General features: G+C 34.3%; 23 protein-coding genes. 11 read left to right on the plus strand and 12 right to left on the minus strand.

Annotated elements, in window-relative coordinates:
• Positions 1–32 precede the first annotated feature (32 nt).
• The 4 genes from nadD to DRF58_RS07185 all read right to left on the minus strand — a co-directional run bounded on the left by nadD (position 33) and on the right by DRF58_RS07185 (position 5,091).
• The gene (gene nadD, locus DRF58_RS07170) at positions 33–629 is read right to left on the minus strand and encodes a nicotinate (nicotinamide) nucleotide adenylyltransferase (RefSeq protein WP_116034207.1); all 597 of its coding nucleotides are present in this window, start codon (positions 627–629) and stop codon (positions 33–35) included.
• A gap of 9 nt (positions 630–638) precedes the next feature.
• Positions 639–2,351 carry a single-stranded-DNA-specific exonuclease RecJ gene (gene recJ / locus DRF58_RS07175; protein ID WP_116034209.1) on the minus strand — a complete coding sequence of 571 codons (1,713 nt, stop codon included), beginning with the start codon at positions 2,349–2,351 and terminating at the stop codon, positions 639–641.
• Between the two features lie 214 nt (positions 2,352–2,565).
• Complete coding sequence (locus tag DRF58_RS07180; protein ID WP_116034211.1) at positions 2,566–3,468, minus strand: T9SS type A sorting domain-containing protein; 903 nt, start codon at positions 3,466–3,468, stop codon at positions 2,566–2,568.
• Between the two features lie 132 nt (positions 3,469–3,600).
• Positions 3,601–5,091, minus strand: a complete 1,491-nt coding sequence (locus DRF58_RS07185; RefSeq protein WP_185144535.1) for a catalase — start codon at positions 5,089–5,091, stop codon at positions 3,601–3,603.
• A 114-nt stretch (positions 5,092–5,205) separates the two neighbouring features.
• Between DRF58_RS07185 and DRF58_RS07190 the strand changes: the two genes are divergently transcribed.
• The 6 genes from DRF58_RS07190 to DRF58_RS07210 all read left to right on the plus strand — a co-directional run bounded on the left by DRF58_RS07190 (position 5,206) and on the right by DRF58_RS07210 (position 10,025).
• Complete coding sequence (locus tag DRF58_RS07190) at positions 5,206–6,159, plus strand: hydrogen peroxide-inducible genes activator (protein ID WP_116034212.1); 954 nt, start codon at positions 5,206–5,208, stop codon at positions 6,157–6,159.
• Between the two features lie 205 nt (positions 6,160–6,364).
• Positions 6,365–7,645, plus strand: coding sequence for a methionine adenosyltransferase (gene metK, locus DRF58_RS07195; RefSeq protein ID WP_116034214.1), 1,281 nt, complete (start codon positions 6,365–6,367; stop codon positions 7,643–7,645).
• 139 nt (positions 7,646–7,784) lie between these two features.
• Positions 7,785–8,258, plus strand: a complete 474-nt coding sequence (locus DRF58_RS07200) for a hypothetical protein (RefSeq protein WP_116034216.1) — start codon at positions 7,785–7,787, stop codon at positions 8,256–8,258.
• Positions 8,259–8,475: 217 nt separating this feature from the next.
• A complete protein-coding gene (locus DRF58_RS07205) occupies positions 8,476–9,066 on the plus strand; it encodes an RNA polymerase sigma factor (protein WP_116034217.1) in 591 nt (196 codons plus the stop codon).
• 44 nt (positions 9,067–9,110) lie between these two features.
• Entirely contained in the window at positions 9,111–9,248 is a 138-nt protein-coding gene (locus DRF58_RS18500; protein ID WP_168926411.1) for a hypothetical protein, read from the plus strand.
• A 78-nt stretch (positions 9,249–9,326) separates the two neighbouring features.
• On the plus strand, positions 9,327–10,025 hold the full coding sequence (locus DRF58_RS07210; protein WP_116034219.1) for a YjjG family noncanonical pyrimidine nucleotidase: 699 nt from the start codon (positions 9,327–9,329) through the stop codon (positions 10,023–10,025).
• Positions 10,026–10,082: 57 nt separating this feature from the next.
• On the opposite strand, the gene trpS is transcribed toward DRF58_RS07210, so the two are convergent.
• The 7 genes from trpS to ileS all read right to left on the minus strand — a co-directional run bounded on the left by trpS (position 10,083) and on the right by ileS (position 17,445).
• The gene (gene trpS / locus DRF58_RS07215; RefSeq protein ID WP_116034220.1) at positions 10,083–11,051 is read right to left on the minus strand and encodes a tryptophan--tRNA ligase; all 969 of its coding nucleotides are present in this window, start codon (positions 11,049–11,051) and stop codon (positions 10,083–10,085) included.
• A 497-nt stretch (positions 11,052–11,548) separates the two neighbouring features.
• Positions 11,549–12,190 (minus strand): SanA/YdcF family protein, encoded by a 642-nt coding sequence (locus DRF58_RS07225; protein WP_116034222.1) that lies wholly within the window; start codon positions 12,188–12,190, stop codon positions 11,549–11,551.
• A gap of 19 nt (positions 12,191–12,209) precedes the next feature.
• Positions 12,210–12,869, minus strand: coding sequence for a lipoprotein signal peptidase (locus tag DRF58_RS07230; RefSeq protein WP_116034224.1), 660 nt, complete (start codon positions 12,867–12,869; stop codon positions 12,210–12,212).
• Complete coding sequence (locus DRF58_RS07235) at positions 12,869–13,060, minus strand: DUF2683 family protein (protein WP_116034225.1); 192 nt, start codon at positions 13,058–13,060, stop codon at positions 12,869–12,871. The genes DRF58_RS07230 and DRF58_RS07235 overlap by 1 nt, the downstream gene beginning before the upstream one ends.
• Positions 13,061–13,127: 67 nt before the next feature.
• Positions 13,128–13,370 (minus strand): DUF6576 domain-containing protein, encoded by a 243-nt coding sequence (locus tag DRF58_RS07240; protein WP_116034320.1) that lies wholly within the window; start codon positions 13,368–13,370, stop codon positions 13,128–13,130.
• A gap of 77 nt (positions 13,371–13,447) precedes the next feature.
• Positions 13,448–13,828, minus strand: a complete 381-nt coding sequence (locus tag DRF58_RS07245) for a TraR/DksA family transcriptional regulator (RefSeq protein WP_116034322.1) — start codon at positions 13,826–13,828, stop codon at positions 13,448–13,450.
• 161 nt (positions 13,829–13,989) lie between these two features.
• Positions 13,990–17,445: an isoleucine--tRNA ligase gene (gene ileS, locus DRF58_RS07250; protein WP_116034227.1), complete on the minus strand. Its 3,456-nt coding sequence runs from the start codon at positions 17,443–17,445 to the stop codon at positions 13,990–13,992.
• Between the two features lie 164 nt (positions 17,446–17,609).
• Between ileS and DRF58_RS07255 the strand changes: the two genes are divergently transcribed.
• On the plus strand, positions 17,610–18,905 hold the full coding sequence (locus tag DRF58_RS07255) for a phenylacetate--CoA ligase family protein (RefSeq protein ID WP_116034228.1): 1,296 nt from the start codon (positions 17,610–17,612) through the stop codon (positions 18,903–18,905).
• 21 nt (positions 18,906–18,926) lie between these two features.
• Positions 18,927–19,526: a hypothetical protein gene (locus tag DRF58_RS07260; protein ID WP_123902381.1), complete on the plus strand. Its 600-nt coding sequence runs from the start codon at positions 18,927–18,929 to the stop codon at positions 19,524–19,526.
• 41 nt (positions 19,527–19,567) lie between these two features.
• Here the strand turns inward: DRF58_RS07260 and DRF58_RS07265 are convergent, their stop codons facing one another.
• On the minus strand, positions 19,568–20,815 hold the full coding sequence (locus tag DRF58_RS07265) for an NAD(P)/FAD-dependent oxidoreductase (protein WP_116034231.1): 1,248 nt from the start codon (positions 20,813–20,815) through the stop codon (positions 19,568–19,570).
• Between the two features lie 85 nt (positions 20,816–20,900).
• Between DRF58_RS07265 and DRF58_RS07270 the strand changes: the two genes are divergently transcribed.
• The 3 genes from DRF58_RS07270 to DRF58_RS07280 are packed head-to-tail and all read left to right on the plus strand — an operon-like array spanning position 20,901 to position 24,411.
• On the plus strand, positions 20,901–22,421 hold the full coding sequence (locus DRF58_RS07270; RefSeq protein ID WP_116034233.1) for an HAL/PAL/TAL family ammonia-lyase: 1,521 nt from the start codon (positions 20,901–20,903) through the stop codon (positions 22,419–22,421).
• Between the two features lie 10 nt (positions 22,422–22,431).
• The gene (gene fabG, locus DRF58_RS07275; protein WP_116034234.1) at positions 22,432–23,163 is read left to right on the plus strand and encodes a 3-oxoacyl-ACP reductase FabG; all 732 of its coding nucleotides are present in this window, start codon (positions 22,432–22,434) and stop codon (positions 23,161–23,163) included.
• Positions 23,164–23,190: 27 nt separating this feature from the next.
• Positions 23,191–24,411, plus strand: coding sequence for a beta-ketoacyl-[acyl-carrier-protein] synthase family protein (locus tag DRF58_RS07280; protein WP_116034236.1), 1,221 nt, complete (start codon positions 23,191–23,193; stop codon positions 24,409–24,411).
• Positions 24,412–24,414 lie beyond the last annotated feature (3 nt).

The raw sequence follows: 24,414 nt of genomic DNA on the forward strand, positions 1-24,414 counted from the left end.
ACAAAGAAAAAAAGACTTATTACGATATTTGTTTATTTATAAAAAGATGAACCATCCAAATATTCAAAAACCTCTGGCGGTAGCATTGGTCTTGTGTTTTTTCCTTCCTTAATCATATTTCGGATTTCTGTTGCAGAAAGTTCTATGATTGGCGCATTAATTTGATGAATATTCTCGTGATTTTTCAATTCTGTCACATTGAGCGGAGTCGAAATGTCTTCACCTAAAATTCTAGGATAAACAATAATCTGATGATTTTTCAGAAGTAATTCGTAGTTTTTCCATTTGTGAAGACTTTTCAAATTGTCTTCGCCCATTATTAATGAAAAAGAATAGTCCGGATGTTTTTCCTGAAGATAAGTCAATGTGTCAATCGTGTAACTTGGTGTTGGCAAAGAAAACTCAACATTGGAGGCGCGCATTTTTGGATAATTTTTTATCGCCAATTGTACCATATCCAAACGATTGTGGTCTTTCAGGAGAGATTTTTTGTCTTTGAAAGGATTCTGAGGACTCACGACAAACCATAATTCCTGCATATCAGAATGTTCCAAAATATAATTAGCCAAAATCAAATGACCGATATGAATAGGATTGAATGAACCGAAAAATAATCCGATTTTTTTCATAACAGTTTATTAATCGTGAAATCTCACATCTCTAATATTCAGAAAATGAGAAACATTGCCTTTCCAATGATTTTCCTCTATTGTAAATGCCAGATCAAAAGTTTTAGTTTTAAAATCTTCTGTAAACTGACCAAAACGGAAACCTACACATTCGACATTTCGTCCTGTATTCGGTTGAGAAATATTGAATTTGAGGTGAGAACTTTCTTTTCCCATCAATCTAACATAGCCGTTTACTTTCACATTCTTTAGAACCAAAATAGGTTTCATATTCTGAGGTCCAAAAGGCGCTAATTTTCTATGAAAATTGATAAACTCTCTGTTCAAATCATCTGGTGTTACCACACTATCAACATAAATAGTTGGTTCTTTCTGATGTTCCTGGATATTATTCTTCACATAATCCTCAAATCGAATTTTGAATTCTTCAAATTTCTCTTTTTCCATAGAAAGTCCTGCAGCAGCCTGATGTCCTCCAAATTTCATAAACAAATCTGAACAATGTTCCAAAGCTTTATGGATATCAAAATCGGATACAGATCTTGCAGAAGCTACCAACTCGCCGTTGTTTCCTTCTGTGAAAACAAGAGTTGGTTTAAAATAATTTTCAATTAATCTCGAGGCAACAATTCCGATTACACCTTTGTTCCAACTTGGGTCGTAAACAATTGTAGAGTAGCACTCTGTTTTCTGAAGTTCAAGAGCTTGACTCATTGCAGATTGAGTAATGTTGATATCCATTTCCCTGCGTTCATCATTTAGATTGATAATTTCATCTACGATTTGCTGAGCTTGTTTCAGGTTATCCGAAATCATTAGTTCAACCGCCGCTTTTGCGTGGGAAATTCTCCCTGCAGCATTGATTTTCGGAGCGATATCAAAAACGATATTCGAGATTTCAAAATGAGCTAATTTCTCTTCAGGAATTAAAAGCCTTAATCCAAATTTTCGAGTTTTTCTAAGGAATTTTAATCCTTGTTTTGCAAGAACTCGGTTTTCTCCTGTCATTGCAACAATGTCAGAAGCAATACTGATTGCCAAAAGGTCAGTCAATTCAAACAACTCACTTTCCGGGATTTTATAAATGGTATTAAGTCCTTGGCAAAGTTTAAAACCAACGCCACAACCACTTAATTCTTTATAAGGATATCGGCAGTCTTTTCTTTTCGGGTCCAGAACTGCAACTGCTTTTGGAAGTTCGTCTCCGGGTAAATGGTGGTCACAAATAATAAAATCTACACCCACAGAATTGGCAAGGTCAATTTTATCAATCGATTTGATTCCACAATCGAGCGCAATAATTAATGAAAATCCATTGTCTTTGGCGAAATAGATTCCTTCGTCTGAGATTCCATAACCTTCAACATTTCTGTCAGGAATGTAAAAATCAAGATATTTTTTATCAACAATTTTGCTCAGATACAAATACATCAAGGCAACAGCTGTTGTTCCGTCAACATCATAATCTCCGTAAACTAAGATTTTTTCTCCGTTTTCAATTGCTGTTGCAATGCGTTCTACCGCTTTTTGCATATCAGCCATCAGGAAAGGATTGTGAATGTCGGCGCCGTTTGGCTTGAAGAATTCGCGTGCTTTTTGATAATTGTCAATTTCACGCATCACTAGGATTTTGGATTCTAAAGTTCCAAATCCTATCGAAGAAATCAGTCCGTCAACAATCTCTTCATCAGGCTCGGTTTTATAAATCCATTTTTGACTCATAGTTACAAAAGTAATGAAAAAAAATGGCTTGGGAAATTAAAACGGTTGCCGAATATGAAGCTTTAAAACTTATTTTTTACCACATAGGCACATAGTTTTCAAAAAAATTAAGAAAAAATAGTCGGAAAATCTATTTATCCTTTTTTTACAATATCCAAAATCCCAATTTTCTATGTGTCTATGTGGTTTATTTTCGAGTTGTAAAAATCGTTGTTTATTCTTTAATGATTTTTTTAGTCTCAATTCCGAAATCAGTTTCTATGGAAATCAGATAATTTCCTTTTGGAAGATTTGAAACATTGATTCTTGAAAACTCATTATTTTCTGTTTTTACTAATGAACCGGAAACGTTATATAATTTGACTGACTTGATTTTTTCATCAGATTTAATATTAATAAAATCAGAAGTCGGATTTGGGAAAATATTGACTTGAGTTTTATTAATATCAGAAACTGAAAGCTGGTCCATATCTTTAATAATGATATTGTCAACGATAAAACCACTGCCATCATTATCAAATTCAAAATTCAAATCATTGGCTCTTACAACTTTGGAGCTAAGAGGTGATGTATGAACCAATTGATTATCCAAATAATATTTTATATTTTTTTCAGTAACATGATCAATTTCAATTTTTAGATTATACCATTTTCCTGGAATCCACTTTCCGAGAGCTTGAAAATTAAGATTATTATCAGCATAAAAATTTCCACTGATTAAAAAATTAAATCCTCCAGCCCAAGAGTTCTCACCATTTCTATGGTCATATAATGAAAGCATGTAATATTCTGAACTATCCAGTTTTTCCAATTTAACATCTGCAGAAACAGAAAGCCTGTTGTATTCTGGTATTTTTTTGAAAAGGTAAGTCATTTTGTTTTCTAAATAAGCATTGGTGCTTGTGACCTCCACAGCATTGGTACCGTCTGATGCTTTTCCAGTAACGACTTGGAAGCTACTGTTTGGAACATTCTCTGTTTGGACAGTCCATTCTTTCTGACCAATAACGCTCCCAAGATTATAACCTTCGGAAGTCTCAAAAGAAATTTTTTGTTGACTAAAACTCGAAACCGAAAATAAAGCAGTTGCTAAAAAAGAGAATAAAGTTTTCTTCATAGATTAAATTAAAAGGGAAGCGAATTTAGAAAAATATTCTTATTAATTGTCTTAAAATCAATAAAAAACCTTCCGAAAATTCGAAAGGTTATATAAGAAAGTCTATATTCTATTTGTCTCTTATCTTTTAGTCTACTTAGAATGATTCATTGCATTCGCATCGATATTAACTCCAAGACCTTGCGCAACTCTCATTCCTAGTTCAATATTAGCTCGGAAGAAATGACAAAGCTGACGATTGATAATTTCGTCTCGTTTTGGTCCATCGATTCCGCTCATATGTCCAACAATGTTATTAACTAAGGCTGTTCTGTCTTCTTGATTCAGAGCTTTTGTGTAGAATAATCCGGGTTGTGTATAGTGGTCATCATCATTCTGATTTCTGTCGTAATGTGCAACGTGAGAGTTGTCCAAATCATACTCCAAATTCTTGTAAGATGATTCTGGTTCTACATCACTGAAACTGTTTGGATAATAGTTTGGTTTGTCTCCATAATCCGAATCATCTGCCATTGCGCCACCTCTTTGGAAATTATTGACAGCAAACGGACATTTGTTAACCTCTAACTGATGAGAATTAACACCTAGTCTGTATCTGTGAGCATCTGCGTAAGAGAAAAGTCTTCCTTGCAACATTTTGTCAGGAGAAAAACTGATTCCGTCAATCAAATGACTCGGTGCAAAAGCAGCCTGTTCTACATGAACAAAGTAATTTCTAGGAACTTCATTCAGTTCCATAACGCCCACTTCTTGCAAAGGAAACTCATCTTGGAACCAAACTTTCGTTACATCAAACGGATTCCAACGCCATTCTTTGGCTTGTTGTTCTGTCATTGTTTGGATATAAAGCGTCCATTTTGGAAAATCACCTTTTTCAATAGAATTAACTAAATCTTCCTGTGAGAAATCAGGGTTTTCGCCTTTCATTTTTGTAGCTTCATCATCAGAAAAATTCTTGATGCCTTGCTGTGTTTTGAAATGGAATTTTACCCAAGTTCTCTCATTTTTGTCATTAATCATAGAAAAAGTATGAGAACCAAATCCGTGCATATGTCTATATCCATAAGGCGTTCCTCTGTCAGACATTAAAATTAAAACCTGATGAAGAGATTCCGGATTCAGAGACCAGAAGTCCCAAACCATTGTTTTGCTTTTCAGGTTAGTTTTTGGAACACGTTTTTGAGTATGGATAAAATCAGGAAATTTTTTTGCATCCTTAATAAAGAAAACTGGCGTGTTGTTTCCAACCAAATCCCAGTTTCCGTCTTCTGTGTAGAATTTCAAAGCAAAACCTCTCGGGTCTCTTTCTGTATCGGCACTTCCCATTTCTCCGCCAACTGTAGAAAATCTCGCAAACATTTTACAAGCATTCCCAACTTTGGAAAACAATTTTGCTCTTGTGTATTGACTAATGTCGTGTGTAACCGTAAAAGTACCATAAGCTCCAGAACCTTTTGCGTGAACAATTCTTTCAGGAATTCTTTCTCTTACAAAGTGCGCAAGATTCTCCTGAAGGACAAAATCCTGTAACAAAACCGGACCTCTGGGTCCAACAGTTTGTGAGTCTTGATGCTCGTAATAGGGTGAGCCAACGGAATTTGTGAGTTTTTTCATGTTTTCCATATTTTCAGATTTTATGATTTAATTCATTTGTTGAGAGACAAAATTCGGTAAAAAAAATTATTCATGAAACAAATTAATAATTATATTTGTAATAGATAAAATTAATTACAAGTCGTGAATATCCAACAACTAGAATATCTAATTGCAGTAGATAAATATAAGCATTTTGGTAAAGCTGCACAAGCCTGTTTTATTACTCAACCTACACTTAGTGCGATGATTCAGAAATTTGAAGACGAACTTGATGTGAAGGTTTTTGATAGAACTACACACCCCATCAGGACTACGGATGCAGGAGCAGAAGTTATAAAGGAAGCTCAAAAAGTCATAGATTCTGTAAATGAGCTGAAGAACAAAGCTAATTTTCTAAACAACATTCTTGCAGGTAAATTGAACCTCGGAATTATTCCCACAGTTTCAAGTTATATTCTTCCAAACGAGATTTTCAAATTCCTTCAGAATAATCCTCAGATTGAATTGAATATCAAAGAAATGACGACGGAAAGTATCATCAAGTCTTTGAAATCCGGTGAATTGGACGCGGGAATTATTTCAACACCTTATTCTGCAGCGGACGAGTTTTATCAGGATTTCCTTTTCAATGAGGAATTGATGTTGTATTCTGCTAATCAAGAAGCTGGTGTAAAGAAAGATTGTTTCGTTGTTCCAGAAGATATTGATGTAGACAAAGTTTGGCTTTTGGAAGAAGGAAACTGTCTTAGAACTCAGTTCGAAAATATTTGTCATTTGAAAGAGAATTCTTTGAAACCTAATAACTTAGAGTTCTTAGCTTCTAATATCAATACATTGATTCAAATGGTTGATAAAGTGGGAGGTATTACTATTCTTCCAGAAATGGGAGTTGAACAATTGTCTTCTGAACAGAAACAAAAAGTTTCCAGATTTATCAAGCCGTTTCCTTTCAGAGAGATTAGTTTAATTTATTATAAACCAACTTATAAGCAAAAAATTATTGATGAATTGATTTCTGAAATCAGAACGTCAATGGAACAAAGGCTTAATTATTACAAAGATTCTGAAAATTACACCAGCATCAAACCTGAATAAATTCATACTGGGTTAATATGAATTGATTTTGATGTTTGAAATTTAGTTTGTAAATTTGCACTCGATTTTTAAATAAACGGAGGAGAACTTTGAACTGATTGCAACCTCAATAAAAAATGCTAAAACAGATTTTTCTCTTTTAGTTCCTTTTTTTTACAATCATCACTTTTTGACTTCAAAATATAAAATACAAAAGGAATAATTTATGTCTTATTTATTTACGTCCGAATCAGTTTCTGAAGGGCATCCGGATAAAATTGCAGATCAGATTTCTGATGCGCTTATTGATCATTTTTTAGCATACGATAAAAACTCAAAAGTAGCTTGTGAAACGCTTGTGACGACTGGCCAGGTTGTTTTGGCTGGAGAAGTGAAGTCTGATGCTTACCTTGATGTACAGCATATCACGAGAGATGTGATCAATAAAATTGGTTACACGAAAAGTGAATATATGTTCAATGGTGATTCTTGTGGTGTAATTTCCGCAATCCACGAACAATCTCCGGATATCAATCAGGGTGTTGACAGAACTTTGGACGAAACCGACTTCGAAGCCAGAGCAAACGCTCAAGGAGCTGGAGATCAGGGGATGATGTTCGGTTATGCTACCAACGAAACTGAAAATTACATGCCTTTGGCTCTAGATCTTGCTCATCAGATTTTGAAAGAATTAGCTGATTTGAGAAGAGAAGGAGATGCCATTCCTTACCTTCGTCCAGATGCAAAATCTCAGGTAACAATAGAATATTCTGACGATCACAAACCTGTAAGAATTGATAGTATTGTAGTTTCTACACAGCACGATGATTTCGGAAGTGAAGATGCAATGTTGGCTAAAATCAAAAAAGATATTATCGAAATTTTAATTCCTAAAGTTAAGGCTAAACAAAAGCCGGAAATCCAGGAATTGTTCAATGGCGATATCAAATATCATATCAACCCAACTGGCAAATTTGTAATCGGTGGACCTCACGGAGATACAGGTTTGACAGGAAGAAAGATTATCGTGGATACTTACGGTGGAAAAGGTGCTCACGGAGGTGGTGCTTTCTCTGGAAAAGATCCAAGTAAAGTGGATAGAAGTGCAGCTTACGCAACAAGACATATTGCTAAAAACTTAGTTGCAGCAGGCGTTGCAGATGAGGTTTTGGTACAGGTTTCTTATGCGATTGGTGTTGCAGAACCTTGTGGCCTTTATATTAATACTTATGGCACTTCGAAAGTTGGAATCAACGATGGAGAATTGGCTAGAAAAGTTCAGCAATTGTTTGATCTTAGACCTTATGCCGTTGAGAAAAACCTTAAGTTGAGAAATCCGATTTATATTGAAACTGCAGCTTACGGACATATGGGGAAAGATTATTATGTAGCTGATAAAACCTTCAATAAAGGTCAGAAAAACGAATTAACTTTGAAAGATCTGGAGTTCTTCACTTGGGAGAAACTAGATCGAGTAGATGATATCAAGAAGGAATTCGGTTTATAATCTGAATTTATAAAAAATAAAAAACTGCTTTGTCTTTGGATGAAGCAGTTTTTTTGTCACGATTCTACACATTCTTTAGATTAAATCATATTCCATAAATCTCTTTTGTTATTTTTGTCGTAAATAAGATTAAGAAAAAATGAAGTCAAAAATATATACAATCATTCTTTTGTTGGCTTTTTGTGGTTTTGCAAAATCACAATTGACAATGCATAAATTCATCAATGTTGGTTATGTTTATCAGAATCAAAGTTTTGGAGAAGTTGGTGGTAAATTACTTTTTCTAAGTAATGACGATGTTCTTTTCCGTGTTGGAGCATCAGCTTTGATGGGTTCTGCAAATAATGAGTTTGCTATAATGCCAAAAGTGAATGCTGATTTTTTGTTAAATTTTCAAAAAAATGTTGATTTCTACCACGCTCATTATTTCATCTTAGGAGCAGAAGCCACTAACAAATATGTTGCGCCAAAGGCTGGTTTCAGTCTTTTTGGGATTTTGGATTTGACTGGAGGATATGGATTCTCGGTAGATAAAAAAGGAATCAATGGTAAAGAGTTGAAAGGGCTTAATGTCAATTTCACAATAAATATCCCGTTAGTGATGGTAAAATGATTTGACTTTTTAAAATTATTTGAATCAAATTAAAGAAAAGTATAAATTTAACAATTCATTAACATTTTGTTTTTGCTTTTTTATTATTTTTACACCTATTAAAATTTAGCATATAGAAAAAATTTACTTCATTAAAAATTAAAACGACCGAGACAGTCCAATTAATTATTTGATATAATTGATGATTTGTTTGGTTCTATATTAAAGAAGTAAAATTATGCAAACGCAAACTGATAGCCGACTAATCCTGCAATATCAAAATGGTGACGAAAAAGCACTAGCAATATTGATTAGCAGATACAAAAAAGATCTTTTCAGCTTTATCTATTACAAGCTGATGGACGAAGATCTAGCTAATGATATTTTCCAAGATACTTTTATTAAAATTATTGTTACTCTTAAAGAAGGACGTTACAAAGAAGAAAACAAATTCATTCTTTGGGCAAAACGCATAGCTCATAATTTAATAATAGATCACTATAGGTTGCAATCCAAGAATATTAAAATCTCAGAAACTTCCTATGAAAATGAAGAATTTTCTATTTTTGATATTATCAAAGAACCAGAAAATAATATTGAGGATAAATTAATTGATAATCAAATTAATGAGGATTTGCTAAAAATGTTGGTGATGCTACCAGATAATCAACAGGAGGTTATTAAGCTGAGGTTTTTTGATGGATTGAGCTTCAAAGAGATTGCAGATCATACAGATACGAGTATCAATACAACGCTTGGAAGAGTGAGGTATGCACTTATTAATTTGAGGAAAATAATGGAAGAAAATAAAATTATTTTGACAAAATAATAATAAAGATTTTTTTTTGGCGTTATTGTTGTAAAAGTCAGCCTATGAAAAAAAACGACACTTTAACAACAAAAGCTCTGATGCCTAAAAAAGAAGTAATTGATTTTTTACTGAATTATTCTAAAAATATTCAGACATTGAAAATAAAAAATAGAAAAACTATTTTGGTTTCTAAAAACTAGAATTTTTTTTGATTTTAATAATTGATTTTATGATTTGAACTTTCCTACGTGGATCAAAAATGATTAGATTTGTGCCTTATGAAAAACGTAAGGCACATTTTTTTTGATTTGGACAATACACTTTGGGATCATCGCAAGAACGCGTATTTGACCATCAAAGAATTATTTTCACAGCAGAAGATTTCAGAAAAGTATAATATTGATTTTGAAGAGTTCCATACAACATATCATATCATTAATGAAAGACTTTGGGAACAAATCCGTGATGGCGAAATTGATAAAGAATATCTGAGAAAACATCGTTTTTATGATACATTTCTGAAATTTGGAATTGACGATGCGATTCTAGCAGATTACTTTGAACATCATTTCTTAGACGAAATTCTCAATTATAACGAACTAGTGGATGGCACGTTAGATTTGTTGAACTATTTAAAAGGTAAGAGTTACAAAATGCACATTATTTCCAACGGATTCCAAGAAGTTACAGAGAGAAAATGTATTTTATCCGGAATTTCTGATTTCTTCGAAACGATTACAAGTGCAGACTCTGTGAACATTAGAAAACCAAGACCAGAAATCTTTCAATATTCTTTAGATTTAGCAAAAGCTGAAAAATCAGAAAGCTTAATGATTGGAGACGATTGGATTGCTGATGTAAAAGGCGCGCAGAATTTTGGGATTGATGTTATTTTCTTTGATGTTTTGGATGAGAATCCTTTGGAAGAAGGTTTGAAATTTGTAAAACAGTTGTCAGAAATCAAAAAATATTTATAAAAAGAAAAACCTTTCAAAGTCTCTTGAAAGGTTTTTTTATGGTTTTAAAGTTCAGAATTAAATTCCCAAACTTTCTCTAACTCTTTTGATGGTTTCAGTAGCTATAGCTCTTGTTTTTCCTGCGCCTTCCTGTAGTTTTGCTTCCAACTCATCTAAGTTATTCATATAATAAGTGAAAGTTTCTCTTTCTTTGGCAAATCGAACTAAAATCAACTCCAAAAGTTCCTTTTTTGCATGCCCGTAACCATAATTTCCAGCAAGATATTTTGCTCTCAATTCCTCGGTTTGTTCTGGCGTTGCAATTAGTTCGTAGATGGCAAAAGTCTTATCAGTAGAAGGATCTTTTGGTTCTTCCAGAGATTTGGAATCACTCTCGATGCTCATTACTTGCTTCTTCAATTCTTTTTCAGGTAAGAAGATATTGATGATATTGCCTCTGGATTTTGACATTTTGTGTCCATCGGTTCCAGGAACATATTTTGTGTCTTCTTGCAATTCTGCTTGAGGCAAAACCAAAACTTCACCCATTTGATTATTGAATCTGGAAGCTACATCACGAGCAATTTCCAAATGTTGTAATTGATCTTTTCCAACAGGAACTACTTCTGCATCATACAACAAGATATCTGCAGCCATCAAAATTGGATAAGTGAAAAGTCCTGCATTCACATCCTGAAGTCTATCTGCCTTATCTTTGAAAGAATGTGCTAACGTCAACCTCTGATAAGGGAAAAAGCATGACAGATGCCAAGATAACTCGCAAGTTTCTGGGATGTCGCTTTGTCTGTAAAAAAAAGTTTTTTCTGTGTCTAGTCCGCAGGCAAGCCAAGCCGCAGCAATCTCATAAGTATTTTGTTTAAGCTCTTTTGCATCTTTGATCTGAGTCAAAGAGTGCAGATTGGCAATGAAAAGAAAAGATTCGTTTCCTGCTTGTTTTGATAATTCGATTGCGGGGATGATTGCTCCCAAAAGATTTCCCAAATGTGGAGTTCCGGTGGCTTGTATTCCGGTTAAAATTCTAGACATTTTTTAATTTTAATTTCTACAAAAATAGACAAAATTTAGCTTTTATCTCATTTTTAGACGCATTAAGAATATTTAAAATTTTTAATTATAGTCCATAGATTTAATATATTAAATACCTTTTTCAAAGAACAAATAAATATATATCATTAATCCAAAATTAGTAAAAGTTGTATTTGCCAAATGACATTCGTTTTTCGCATATTCATCCCGTTTTTCTTGGATATCTTCCTTGGATTTTTTTGCAATGTGTTAGGAATCCAAAGTTAATTTTGAATAATAGATCAGAGATTCTACTTTGTAGTCTTTCATAGTTTTAAAATTTAGTGATTTATAAATTAAAGTAATTGAGTGAAAAAGTCGATCATTCTAAAAATGATTTGGAGTACAAGTGTTATCATAATTATAGTGTTTGATGTTTTTTACAAAAATAAAAGACAAAAAACAACAAGCCCGTCAAAATATGACGGGCGGTAAATTGTAAACAATGAAAGTTTTTTCTAAGGGATTAAGATTTTATCTCCACCAAATTTAGGTTCTACACCGAAAAGTAAATCCACATAAACCTTTGCCTTCGCAAGATATTCTCGAAGGTTTGTCTTCAGTCCGGCATATTTGTTAACATCTTTTGCGTTATAGACATAAGCTTCGATTCCATATTTTCTGGCAAGAAATACAGCTCTTTCATTATGGAATTTTTGAGAAATAATGATGTAAGAATTTTGTCCAAAAATCTCTTTTGCTCTTACTACAGAGTCCAAAGTTCGGAATCCGGCAAAGTCTTCAAAGATTTTCTCCGCAGGGATTCCCTCTGCAACAAGGTCGTTTTTCATTTCTTCGGGCTCGTTGTAACCTTCAACAGAATTGTCGCCACTTACAATGATATATTGGATTTTTCCAGCTTTGTACAATTCTGCAGTCGCTTTTATACGATAAGAAAAATATAAATTAGGATTACCATTGCTCAAAGCTTTGCTTGTTCCTAAAACCAAAGCTGTTTTTTCTGTGGGAACTTCTTCTAAATAATTAGAAATATAATCATTGCTGTATTTTTTAATACTGAAATTTGCGAAGAGGATAAAAAGAAATCCTGCCACAAGAAGCAACAGGAATATTTTGATTAAGTTTTTAATAATTTTCATTTGTGTGTTTTGGTTTTAATTAAAAATCCAAACCATTTGGGAAAGCTTTCTTTCTGAAAATATATAGGAATAACGCACCAATCGTAATTGAACTATCAGCAACATTGAAAATATATTTGAAAAACTCAATTCTGTTTCCTCCAAGAACAGGAACCCAATCTGGCCATGTGGTGTCGACCAATGGAAAATGTAACATGTCTACCACGCAACCTTTCATTAGATTAGAATAACCGTGTCCGAATGCCGTGAGTTTAGAAACGCCATCGTATCCTATCCATCTGCCAGTTTCTGCATCGTAGGAAGTCCCGCTATCGAAAATAACACCGTAGAAAATTCCATCAAAAACATTCCCAATAGCACCGGCGAATATCATTGCCATTGGAATGAGAAGATAATTGGAAGCGCCTTCTTTTAGCCATTTTTTAAATAAGACAATCATTCCAATTGCTAAACCTACTCTCAAAATGATTAAAGCGTATTTCCCCCAAAGTCCTCCGAAATGTAGTCCGTAAGCCATTCCTGGGTTTTCTACAAATGTTAGCTTGAACCACGAGAAAATTTCAACCGAATCACTCTCGAACCTGCTTAGATTAAAATGCGTTTTTACATAAATTTTAGAAGCCTGATCTATTATAAGAATAAGTAAGATTACGAGTATTATAATTGTTCTTTTCTTCATTACAATCCTTTTGGTTTAGGTGTTCTCGTGATTTTCTTGTCTTTTCTGTCGTTGATTTTCTGAACCGTTTTCTTATTGTGAAAATTATTTTTTGTGTGAAATTTTTCAAACTCGATGTTCATATCTTTCAGGACGCTTTTCAGCGCAGTCAACTCCATCGAGTTTTTGGTATGTACGATTATAGATTCCATTTTCTAAATTTAAAATAATAATTAATTTTTTTTAACCGGAAATTTCTGCAAATGTAATTCAAATTGCTTACTTCTTAGACAATTCGTCCAGTCTTTTGCGCTCTTTTTCTGTGAGATCATCCAACCCATTTTTTCCAATTTTGCTTAGTAGTTGGTCAATTTCATTTTCTCTATCTTTCCTTTTGGCGTTGAACTCATCATCGATTGTGTAATATTTTTGTTCTGGAGTGAAGATGCTTTTCACAGATTTGTTTTTCATTAATACAAATCCAATTGCTACAACCAAAAGTAAAATAATAATTAAAGTCATTTTATTATAAGAAAAAAGTCCCAATTTCCAATTTTTGCAATCAGAAACTCGGACTTAATATTTTGATAATTAATTGTTTATCGTTGCATGTTCTTCGCTTCGATGCTCAGAGTCGCGTGAGGGACAGCTTTTAATCTTTCTTTTGGTATCAATTTTCCTGTTACTCTGCAGATACCGTAAGTTTTGTTTTGGATTCTAATCAATGCGTGTTTTAAGTCACGTACAAATTTTTCCTGTCTTCCTGCCAAAATTGAGTTTTGTTCCTTGCTCAAGGTTTCTGCGCCTTCTTCAAAAGCTTTGAAAGTTGGTGAAGTGTCATCTGTTCCATTGTTTTGATCGTTGATGAAACTTTCTTTAATCAAAAGAAGATCCTTTTCTGCTTTGTCTATTTTATCTTGAATTAATTGTCTGAATTCTTGCAAATCTGCATCACTATATCTTAATTTCTCGTCGGCCATTTCCATCGTTTTTAATGTTCAAAATTTCTATTTTCGGCTTTTCTAACTTTTTAGCAGCCACGCTTTCTAAATTTATTTTTCAACAAGAATAGAAATAAAAATTTAATTTTTTTAAAGTTAAAGTGTCAATTCACAATTTCTTAACAATTGTAAAAAATCGTTTATTTTTTGTCAACTTTTACTTTGAATTTTTCTTCATCTATCTCTATTTCATCAAAATCTGAAAGTGAATTTACAAATTCTATTTTATCCGACAATACTTCCGCAGAAATATATGCTTCATTGTTAATAAGTTCTCCTTTAAAAGGGCAAGCTTCTTCCAATTGGATTGAGATTCTATCTGTTAATTCAAAATCTTTTTCTTTTCTAAGATTCTGAACTCTATTGATGAATTCTCTTGCGATTCCTTCCGATTTCAATTCGTCCGTAAGTATCAAATCTAATGCCACAGTGGTTTTTCCCTCGCTAGCAACCGTCCATCCTGGGATGTCTTTCGTAGAAATTTCTACATCTTCGGTTGTGATTTCGTATCCGGAAACTGTAGTTTTGCCTTCTTTTTCTAATGAAGCAATTTGCTCAGAACTGAAATTCGAAATCTCTCCAGCAACAGCTTTCATATCTTTTCCTAATCTTGCACCCAAAGTTTTGAAATTCGGTTTGATCTGTTTAACAATGAGATGCGATGCTTCTTCTGCATTAATCAACTGTAATTCCTTTACGTTAACTTCTTGTTTGATTAATTCCGAAACCGCCAAAATTTGCTCTTCAGTTTTCTTGTCTAGAACAGGAATCATCACTTTCTGAAGTGGTTGACGTACTTTCACATTTTCTTTTTTTCTTAACGAGAAAACCATCGATGTGATTTGTTGCGCCAAATGTGTTTTTTCAACCAAATCTTGGTCAATCAAACTTTCGTCTGCAACAGGGAAATCTGTCAAGTGAACAGAATTTACCAATTCTTTGCCTGTCACTTTGTTCAAGTCCTGGAACAATTGGTCCATAAAGAATGGCGCAATCGGTGCAGAAAGTTTAGTAATCGTGTCAAGACAAGTATAAAGAGTCTGATAAGCAGAGATTTTATCTTCGCTGTAATCGCCTTTCCAGAAACGTCTTCTGCATAATCTTACGTACCAGTTGGACAAGTTATCATTCACAAAAGTATTGATGGCTCTTGATGCTTTTGTCGGTTCATAATCTTCGTAGAAAGATTTTACATCTTTGATAAGAAGATTTAGTTCAGATAAGATCCATCTGTCGATTTCTGGTCGATTTTCAACGTTGCTTTCAAGATATTTGAAACCATCAACATTCGCATATAAAGCAAAGAAAGAATACGTGTTATAAAGTGTTCCAAAGAATTTTCTTCTCACTTCGTCAATTCCTTCAATATCGAATTTCAGATTTTCCCAAGGATTCGCATTGGAGATCATATACCAACGCGTTGCATCTGGTCCATAAACTGCCAAAGTTTCAAATGGATCAACTGCATTTCCTAGTCGTTTGGACATTTTTTGTCCGTTTTTGTCAAGAACCAGCCCGTTGGAAACTACATTTTTATAAGCTACAGAATCGAAAACTGCAGTTCCAATAGCGTGTAAAGTATAGAACCAACCACGAGTCTGGTCAACACCTTCTGCAATAAAATCTGCTGGGAAAGCATTGTTATTATCAACCAATTCTTTGTTTTCGAAAGGATAATGCAATTGCGCATAAGGCATTGAGCCTGAATCAAACCAAACGTCGATAAGGTCGCTCTCACGCTTCATTTCTTTTCCAGAATCAGAAACCAAAATGATTTTGTCAACCACATTTTTATGAAGGTCAATCAAATCATAATTTTCCTCAGACATATTTCCGATTTCGAATCCTTTGAACAGATTTTCTTTTAGGAAACCAGCTTTTATAGATTTCTCGATTTCGTTGTATAATTCCTCAACAGAACCGATGATTTTTTCTTCTTTTTTGTCATCCGTTCTCCAAATTGGTAACGGAATTCCCCAATATCTAGAACGGGAAAGATTCCAGTCATTGGCATTTTTCAACCAGTTTCCGAAACGTCCTTCACCTGTAGATTTTGGTTTCCAGTTGATGGTTTCATTAAGGTCAAACATTCTGTCCTTCAAATCCGTCATTTTAATGAACCAAGAATCCAATGGATAGTATAACAGAGGCTCATCTGTTCTCCAACTGTGCGGATAACTGTGGACGTATTTCTCAACTTTGAAAGCCTTATTTTCTTTTCTAAGTTTAAGGGCAATCCTTTCATCAACAGACAAATAAACTTTTAAATCCGAGATGATTGATTTTAATTTATCTTTTTGAATATTGAATTCTGTGTTCTTTTCGTCATCATTCAGATATTCAGATTTTACATACTCGTTAGCGAAACCATAGATTTCATCGCTTACAATTGATAAGAATTTACCTTGCAAATCTACCAATGGAACTGGATTTTCGTTTTCATCCAAAACCAACATTGGTGGAACTTCTGGTGTAGCTTCTTTTGCAACTTTAGCATCATCAGCACCAAAAGTCGGAGCCGTGTGTACGATTCCGGTTCCATCTTCTGTCGTTACAAAATCTCCTGAAATCACTCGGAAAGCGTTTTCTGGATTTTGATAAGGTTTTGCGTAATCTAAAAGTTGCTCATATTTAATTCCAACCAAATCTGCACCTTTGAATTCTGCTAAAATTTGATAAGGAATCGTTTTGCTTTCAGAAGTGTAATTAGTGAAATCTTCGTCAGTTCCTTCAACATATTTCTTTCCGAATTGTTTTCCAGTTAGAGCTTTCGCCAAAACAATATTAATAGGCTCAAAAGTATATTGATTGAAAGTCTTAACTAATACATAATCGATTTTTGGACCAACTGTCAAAGCTGTGTTGGAAGGCAAAGTCCAAGGCGTTGTCGTCCACGCCAAGAAATGAACATCGCCAAATCCTTGTAAAAACGAAGGCAATGTTTCAGACAATGATTTGAACTGAGCAACAACAGTTGTGTCGGAAACATCACGATAAGCGCCAGGCTGATTAACCTCGTGAGAAGATAATCCTGTTCCTGCTTTTGGAGAATAAGGCTGGATGGTGTAACCTTTGTAAATCAAACCTTTATCATAGATTTGTTTCAAAAGCCACCAAACCGTTTCCATATATTTTGGTTTGTAAGTGATGTAAGGATTATCCAAGTCAACCCAATACCCGATTTTCTCGGTCATATCATTCCAAACGTCAGTGTAACGCATTACAGCATTTTTACAAGCCTCGTTGTATTCTTCAATCGTGATTTTTTTTCCGATATCTTCTTTGGTGATCCCGAGTTCTTTTTCAACGCCCAATTCCACAGGAAGTCCGTGTGTGTCCCAACCTGCTTTACGGAAAACTTGTTTCCCATTCTGAGTCTGGAAACGACAAAAAATATCCTTAATTGCTCTTGCCATCACGTGGTGAATTCCCGGCATTCCGTTAGCGGAAGGCGGTCCTTCATAAAAAACAAACTCCGGTTGTCCTTCACGAAGTTCTACGGATTTTTTGAAAGTGTCATTGTTTTTCCAGAATTCTGCAACGTTTTTGGCAGTTTCGGTAAGATTAAGGTTTTTATATTCGGTAAACTTGCTCATTGTAAATGTGTCAAATCTGTTTCTGATGGATTAAGTTTGCGAATTTAGTGATTTTTGTCGATTTTTAAAGCATATTTTATAGTGTTTCTGAATGATAAAAACTTCAAATTCAGAATTATAAAATTGTATTATGTTTTATAAATTTGTGACTAAAATTAGAATCCTTGGAACTATACCCAAAAATCGAAACATTCAGCCGAGATACAATCCAACAATTTCAAGAATCAAAACTGAAAGAGCTTTTGGTTTACTTGGAAAAATATTCTCCTTTTTATCAGAAATTATTCAAAGAAAATCTTATTGATATTAATGATATCAAGACTCTAGAAGATTTGCAGAATATCCCGACGACTTCTAAAAATGATTTGCAACAACATAATCACAATTTTTTCTGCGTTCCATTGGATAAGATTGTCGATTACAGCACAACTTCCGGAACTTTGGGTGACCCGGTAACTTTTGGATTGTCTGATAATGACCTCGAAAGATTGGCTTATAACGAAGCGATTTCTTTTGCTTGCGCAGGCGTTCAAAAAGGTGATGTTGTGCAGATGATTACAACGATTGATAAAAGATTTATGGCGGGTCTGGCTTATTTTCTTGGACTCAGAAAAATGGGAGCAAGTGTTGTGAGAATGGGGCCTGGTATTCCTGAATTGCAATGGGACTCGATTTTGAGATATAAGCCTAAATATTTAATAACGGTTCCTTCGTTTCTTTTGAAAATGATAGACTATGCTGAAAAACACGGATTAGATTACAAAAATTCCAGTGTTTACGGTGCGATTTGTATTGGAGAAGGACTTAAAAATCAAGATTTCACAGATAATATTCTTTCAAAAAAAATCAAAGAAAAATGGGGTATTAAACTTTTCTCGACTTACGCTTCTACCGAAATGAGCACGGCTTTTACAGAATGTGAATTCCAAATCGGAGGACATCATCATCCTGAATTGATTATCACAGAAATTCTTGATGACAACGGAAATCCTGTACAAGAAGGCGAAAGTGGAGAATTAACGATTACAACTTTGGGTGTTGAAGCTATTCCATTATTAAGATTTAAAACAGGAGATTTGGTTAAAGCACATTACGAACCTTGCCAATGTGGCAGAAACACAATGCGATTAGGACCTGTTGTCGGAAGAAAACAACAAATGATAAAGTATAAAGGGACAACGCTTTATCCACCAGCGATGAATGATATTTTGAATGATTTTAATAATATTCTGTGTTATCAAATCGTTATTCAGTCGGATGAAATTGGTCTGGATGAAATTATTATTAAACTAAGTACGGATAATGAAGATGAGAATTGTGTAAATGATGTCAGAGATCATTTCCGCGCAAAACTTAGAGTAAGCCCGAAAATAGAAGTTTTGGATTTTGAAGTTTTATCAAAAATTGTCTTTAATCCAATCAGTCGAAAACCAATTAATTTTATAGATTTACGACCATAAAAATTATACTCAATAAAAACTATGAAAAAACTCTTATTACTAGGATTGGTATCTGTGTCGACTTTTGTAATGTCACAAAAAATGAAAGTCATATCTGGAAATTTTGATTTTCTTAAAGGGCAAAAAGAGCTAAATCTACAAATGGATTACAGCCAAATGAAGTTCTATAAGGAAAACATGGATGAATCGGATTATATTGCTAAACAGGAGAAGGATATCCAAAAAGCGAATAAAAATCCTGAAGAATTTACAAAATGGAAAAAAGATTGGGAATATTCCAAAAATACCCAGTTTGTTGATAAATTTTTGGCTTCTATGAATAAAAATACAGACATCAAAACATCTGTAAATAATAAAAAAGCTAAATATACTCTTGTTGCTCAAACGGTTTGGATATATCCAGGTTGGTTTGCCGGTGTGATGAATCAGCCTTCTAAAGTAAGTATGAATTTAAAATTTGTGGAAACATCGAACCCTTCAAATGTACTTTTAGAGATTGATAGTAAAAATGCGCCGGGAGACAATTTTGTTGGCCTTCCTAATAATAATGACAGAATATCTGAGGGTTATGCTAAAACGGCTAAAACCTTGGCTAATATGATTGATAAAAAAGTAAAATAATAATTACACTTTATGAAAAAGACCGCCAATCGCGGTCTTTCTTATTGTTGTTCAAGCTTTTCTATTTTGATATAATTCGCAAGGTTAACTACTGCAGAGTCGTGTAATCTCACAAATGGATTCTTTTTGTTCCAAACATAACCAGCTAGAACTGCACAGATTTTCCTTTTCACATCTGGATTTTCCGGCTGATGGAAAAATAACTCCTGAAGATTTCCCGTGTACCATTCTTTTACATAAGTTGTGAAAACATTGACGCCATATAAAATGTAATCCGAATATTCTTTTTGCCAATCAATCGTTTCTCCGTTGAGTTGTCTTAAAGCTAATTTTGCAGCTAACATTCCGGATTCTGTAGCGAAAGCCATTCCTGATGAGAAAACTGGGTCAAGGAATTCTGAAGCATTTCCAGTCAAAGCAAATCCGTCACCGAATAAACTTTTTACAGAGCAAGAATAATCTTTCAAATGTCTCGGTTCAAACAAAAATTCTACATCACCAAAACGTTTAACATAATAATCTGAAAGAGAAATGGCTTTTCTCAAAGCTTCTGCAGTGTCGCCATTTTCAGAAAGTTTGTCGATATATTCAGTTGGTCCAACGATTCCTAAACTTGTATTGCCGTCAGAAAAAGGAATTACCCAAAGCCAAACTTCGGTTTCTATAATATCAAATGAGATTAAAGTTCCTTCCACACCTTCTTCACGATTAATATCTTTAACGTGAGAAAAAATCGCTGAATGCGGAGATAGTTTCGAAGGTTTTTCTAAATCTAATAATCTCGGTAAAACGCGTCCGTAACCGCTAGAATCAATTACAAATTTGGCGTGAATTTCTTTTGTCTCGCCATCTTTTGTTTTAACAGTGGTGATAGAATCTGTTCCATTAAATTCAATCCCGACAACTTCGGTTTCAAATTCCAAATCGATTCCTTTATTAATCACTTCTTGAGCTAAGGTGTTGTCAAAATCTGCTCTCGGAACTTGCCAAGTCCAGTCCCAACCTTCTCCAAATTTGTTACTGAAATCGAAAATACAAACTTCATCGCCTCGCATAAAACGTGCGCCCAATTTCTTTTCAAATCCCATTTTATCGAGTGCAGGAAAGAGTCCAGCCTCATCAAAATGATCCATTACTCTTGGAATTAAGCTCTCGCCAACAACAATTCTTGGGAATTTTGTTTTTTCGACAACTTTGACATTGATGTTGTTTTTTTTTAGAAAAGCAGAGGAAACACAACCCGAAGGTCCAGCGCCAATAACTAGAACATCAACAAATTCTTTACTCATTTGTATAATAAAACTTTTATCTTTGCGCAAAATTAATCACAAATATTTAAATATATTACAAATTTGTATTTTATTACTTCAATTAATGAAAATTAGCAACCATTTAAATATTCAAGATTTCCAAAAGATAATCATCGAGAACCAAAAAATAGAATTGGACGATACGCTTTTGCAAAGAGTGAACGCAAGTTTCCAATTTCTGAAAGAGTTTTCAAAAAATAAAGTGATTTATGGCGTGAACACTGGTTTTGGACCAATGGCACAATTCAAAATCAATGATCAGGATACACATCAGCTTCAATATAATCTAATAAGAAGTCATTCATCAGGTATTGGAAATCCTTTGCCTGCGGATGAAGTTAAAGCTTGTATGTTGGCGAGACTTAATACTTTGTCGTTGGGACATTCTGGTGTTCACAATTCTGTTGTTAATTTGCTTAAAGAATTGATTAATAGAAATATTACACCATTGATTTTCGAACACGGTGGTGTTGGTGCTAGTGGCGATTTGGTTCAGTTGGCACATTTGGCTTTGGTTTTAATTGGCGAAGGTGAAGTGTTTTATAAAGGTGAAAGAAAATCAACGAAAGAAGTTTTTGAGATTGAAAATCTTGAACCAATCAATGTTGAAATTCGCGAAGGTTTGGCTTTGATGAACGGAACTTCTGTGATGTCAGGAATTGGGATTGTAAATGCGCACAAAGCCAATCAATTAACCGAAATTTCAATTAAGCTTTCTTGCGCTATTAATGAGATTGTTCAGGCGTATGATGACCATTTGTCAGAAGCTCTTAATGGAACAAAACTTCACGCTGGTCAGCAGAAAATTGCTGAAAAAATGCGAGCACATTTGGCTGATAGCAAATTGGTAAGAAAAAGAGCTGACCATCTTTACACACATTTTGAAGAGCAGGATAAAGTTTTCAAAGAAAAAGTTCAGGAATATTATTCAATCAGATGTGTTCCGCAGATTTTAGGACCTGTTTTGGATACGCTGGAATACACAGAAAAAGTGTTGGAAAACGAGATTAATTCAGCGAATGACAATCCAATCATCAATGTTGAAGACCAGCACGTTTATCACGGAGGTAACTTCCACGGCGATTATATTTCTCTCGAAATGGACAAACTGAAAATTGTTGTGACAAAACTGACAATGCTTGCCGAAAGACAATTAAATTATCTTCTGAATTCTAAAATTAATGAAATTCTTCCTCCGTTTGTGAATCTGGGGAAATTAGGTTTTAATTTTGGGATGCAAGGTGTTCAGTTCACAGCAACTTCTACGACTGCGGAAAGCCAAATGTTGTCAAATCCGATGTATGTTCACAGTATTCCTAATAATAATGATAATCAGGATATTGTAAGTATGGGAACCAATGCTGCGGTAATTTGCAGAAAAGTCATCGAAAATGCTTTTGAAGTTTTAGCGATTGAACTGATTACAATTGTTCAAGCTATTGAATATCTTGGTTTTCAGGATAAGATTTCATCTTCAACTAAAGAATTGTATAATGAAGTGAGAAAAATAATTCCTGCTTTTTCCGATGATATGGTAATGTATCCGTATTTGGAGAACGTGAAAACATATTTAAAGACAACCTAAAGATTACCAGATGAAGTGTGCAATTATAACCGGCGGTTCCAGAGGAATTGGTAGAGCTATTTGTCTAAAATTGGCAGAAGAAAAAAACTATCATATTTTGATTAATTATACATCTAATCAATCTGCTGCAGAAGAAACCTTGGCTAAAGTTCAGGAATTGGGTTCTACCGGTGAAATTCTTAAATTTGATGTAGGAAACGCTGAAGAAACTCAAAAAGTTCTGGGCGATTGGCAGGAAAAAAATCCTAATTCTGTTGTTGAAGTTATCGTAAATAACGCTGGAATCACAAGAGACGGGTTGTTTATGTGGATGAAACACGAGGATTGGAACAATGTTGTCAATACAAGTCTGAACGGATTTTTCAATGTGACTAATTTCTTTATTCAGAAGTTGTTGCGTAACAAATATGGAAGAATCATCAATATGGTTTCGGTTTCTGGAGTAAAAGGAACAGCGGGACAAACCAATTATTCTGCAGCAAAAGCAGCTGTGATTGGAGCGACTAAAGCTTTGGCTCAGGAAATTGCTAAAAGGAATATTACAGTGAATGCTGTTGCACCTGGATTCATCAAAACCGATATGACTCAGGATTTTAATGAAGATGAATTGAAAGCTATGATTCCTGCAAACCGATTTGGTGAAGCGGAGGAAGTTGCAGATTTGGTAGCATTTTTAGCATCAAAAAAGGCATCTTACATTACAGGTGAAGTGATTAATATTAACGGAGGAATTTACTCATAATAAAATTATAAGTAAAACTAATTACAAATGGAAAACAGAGTTGTAATTACCGGAATGGGAATTTATTCCTGCATTGGGATTTCTTTGGATGAGGTCAAAGAATCACTTTACGAAGGGAAATCGGGAATCGTTCTGGACCAAGATAGAAAGGAATTTGGTTACCGGTCTGGTTTAACAGGTCAAGTTCCAAAACCTGAACTCAAAAGTCTTCTCAACAGAAGACAGCGCATCAGTATGGGTGAAGAAAGCGAATATGCTTACTTAGCAACGATTGATGCGTTAAAACAAGCTGGAATAGAACAAGATTTCTTGGATCAAAATGAAGTTGGAATTCTTTATGGCAATGATAGTGTTTCTCAGGCTGTTATAGAGGCGACGGATATTGTAAGAGAAAAGAAAGACACACAATTAATGGGTTCCGGTGCGATTTTCAAATCTATGAATTCCACTGTCACAATGAATCTTTCCACAATTTTTAAATTAAGAGGAATTAATTTGACAATCAGCGCAGCTTGTGCAAGTGGATCACATTCTTTAGGATTAGCTTACTTTTTGATTAAGAATGGATTACAAGATATGGTTGTGTGTGGAGGAGCACAGGAAACCAACAAATTTTCAATGGCAAGTTTTGACGGTTTAGGTGTTTTTTCTGTAAGAGAAGATGAGCCGGAAAAAGCATCAAGACCATTTGATTCCGGTAGAGATGGATTGATTCCAAGCGGCGGTGCTGCAACTTTGATTGTTGAAAGTCTGGAATCTGCACAAAGAAGAGGTGCAAACATCATTGCGGAAATCGCTGGTTATGGATTTTCTTCCAACGGCAGACACATTTCTACACCTAATGTTGATGGACCTGCTTTGGCAATGGAAAGGTCTCTGAATCAAGCTGGATTAACGGCAAAAGACATTGATTATATTAATGCTCACGCAACTTCTACACCTTTGGGAGATGCCAACGAAGCAAAAGCGATTTACGAGATTTTCGGAAACGAAGTTCCTGTAAGTTCCACCAAATCAATGACAGGCCACGAGTGTTGGATGGCTGGTGCAAGTGAGATTATTTATTCAATTCTAATGATGCAGAATGATTTTATCGCTCCGAATATCAATCTCGAAAATCCGGACGATGACGCAAAAAAGATAAATTTGATCTCAGAAACAAAAAATCAAAAAATTGACGTATTTTTGTCGAATTCTTTTGGTTTTGGAGGAACCAATTCGTCACTAATTGTTAAAAAATTTGTTTAAAAA

The sequence above is a fragment of the Epilithonimonas hispanica genome, from assembly GCF_003385395.1.
GTDB classification, from domain to species: Bacteria; Bacteroidota; Bacteroidia; order Flavobacteriales; family Weeksellaceae; genus Epilithonimonas; species Epilithonimonas hispanica.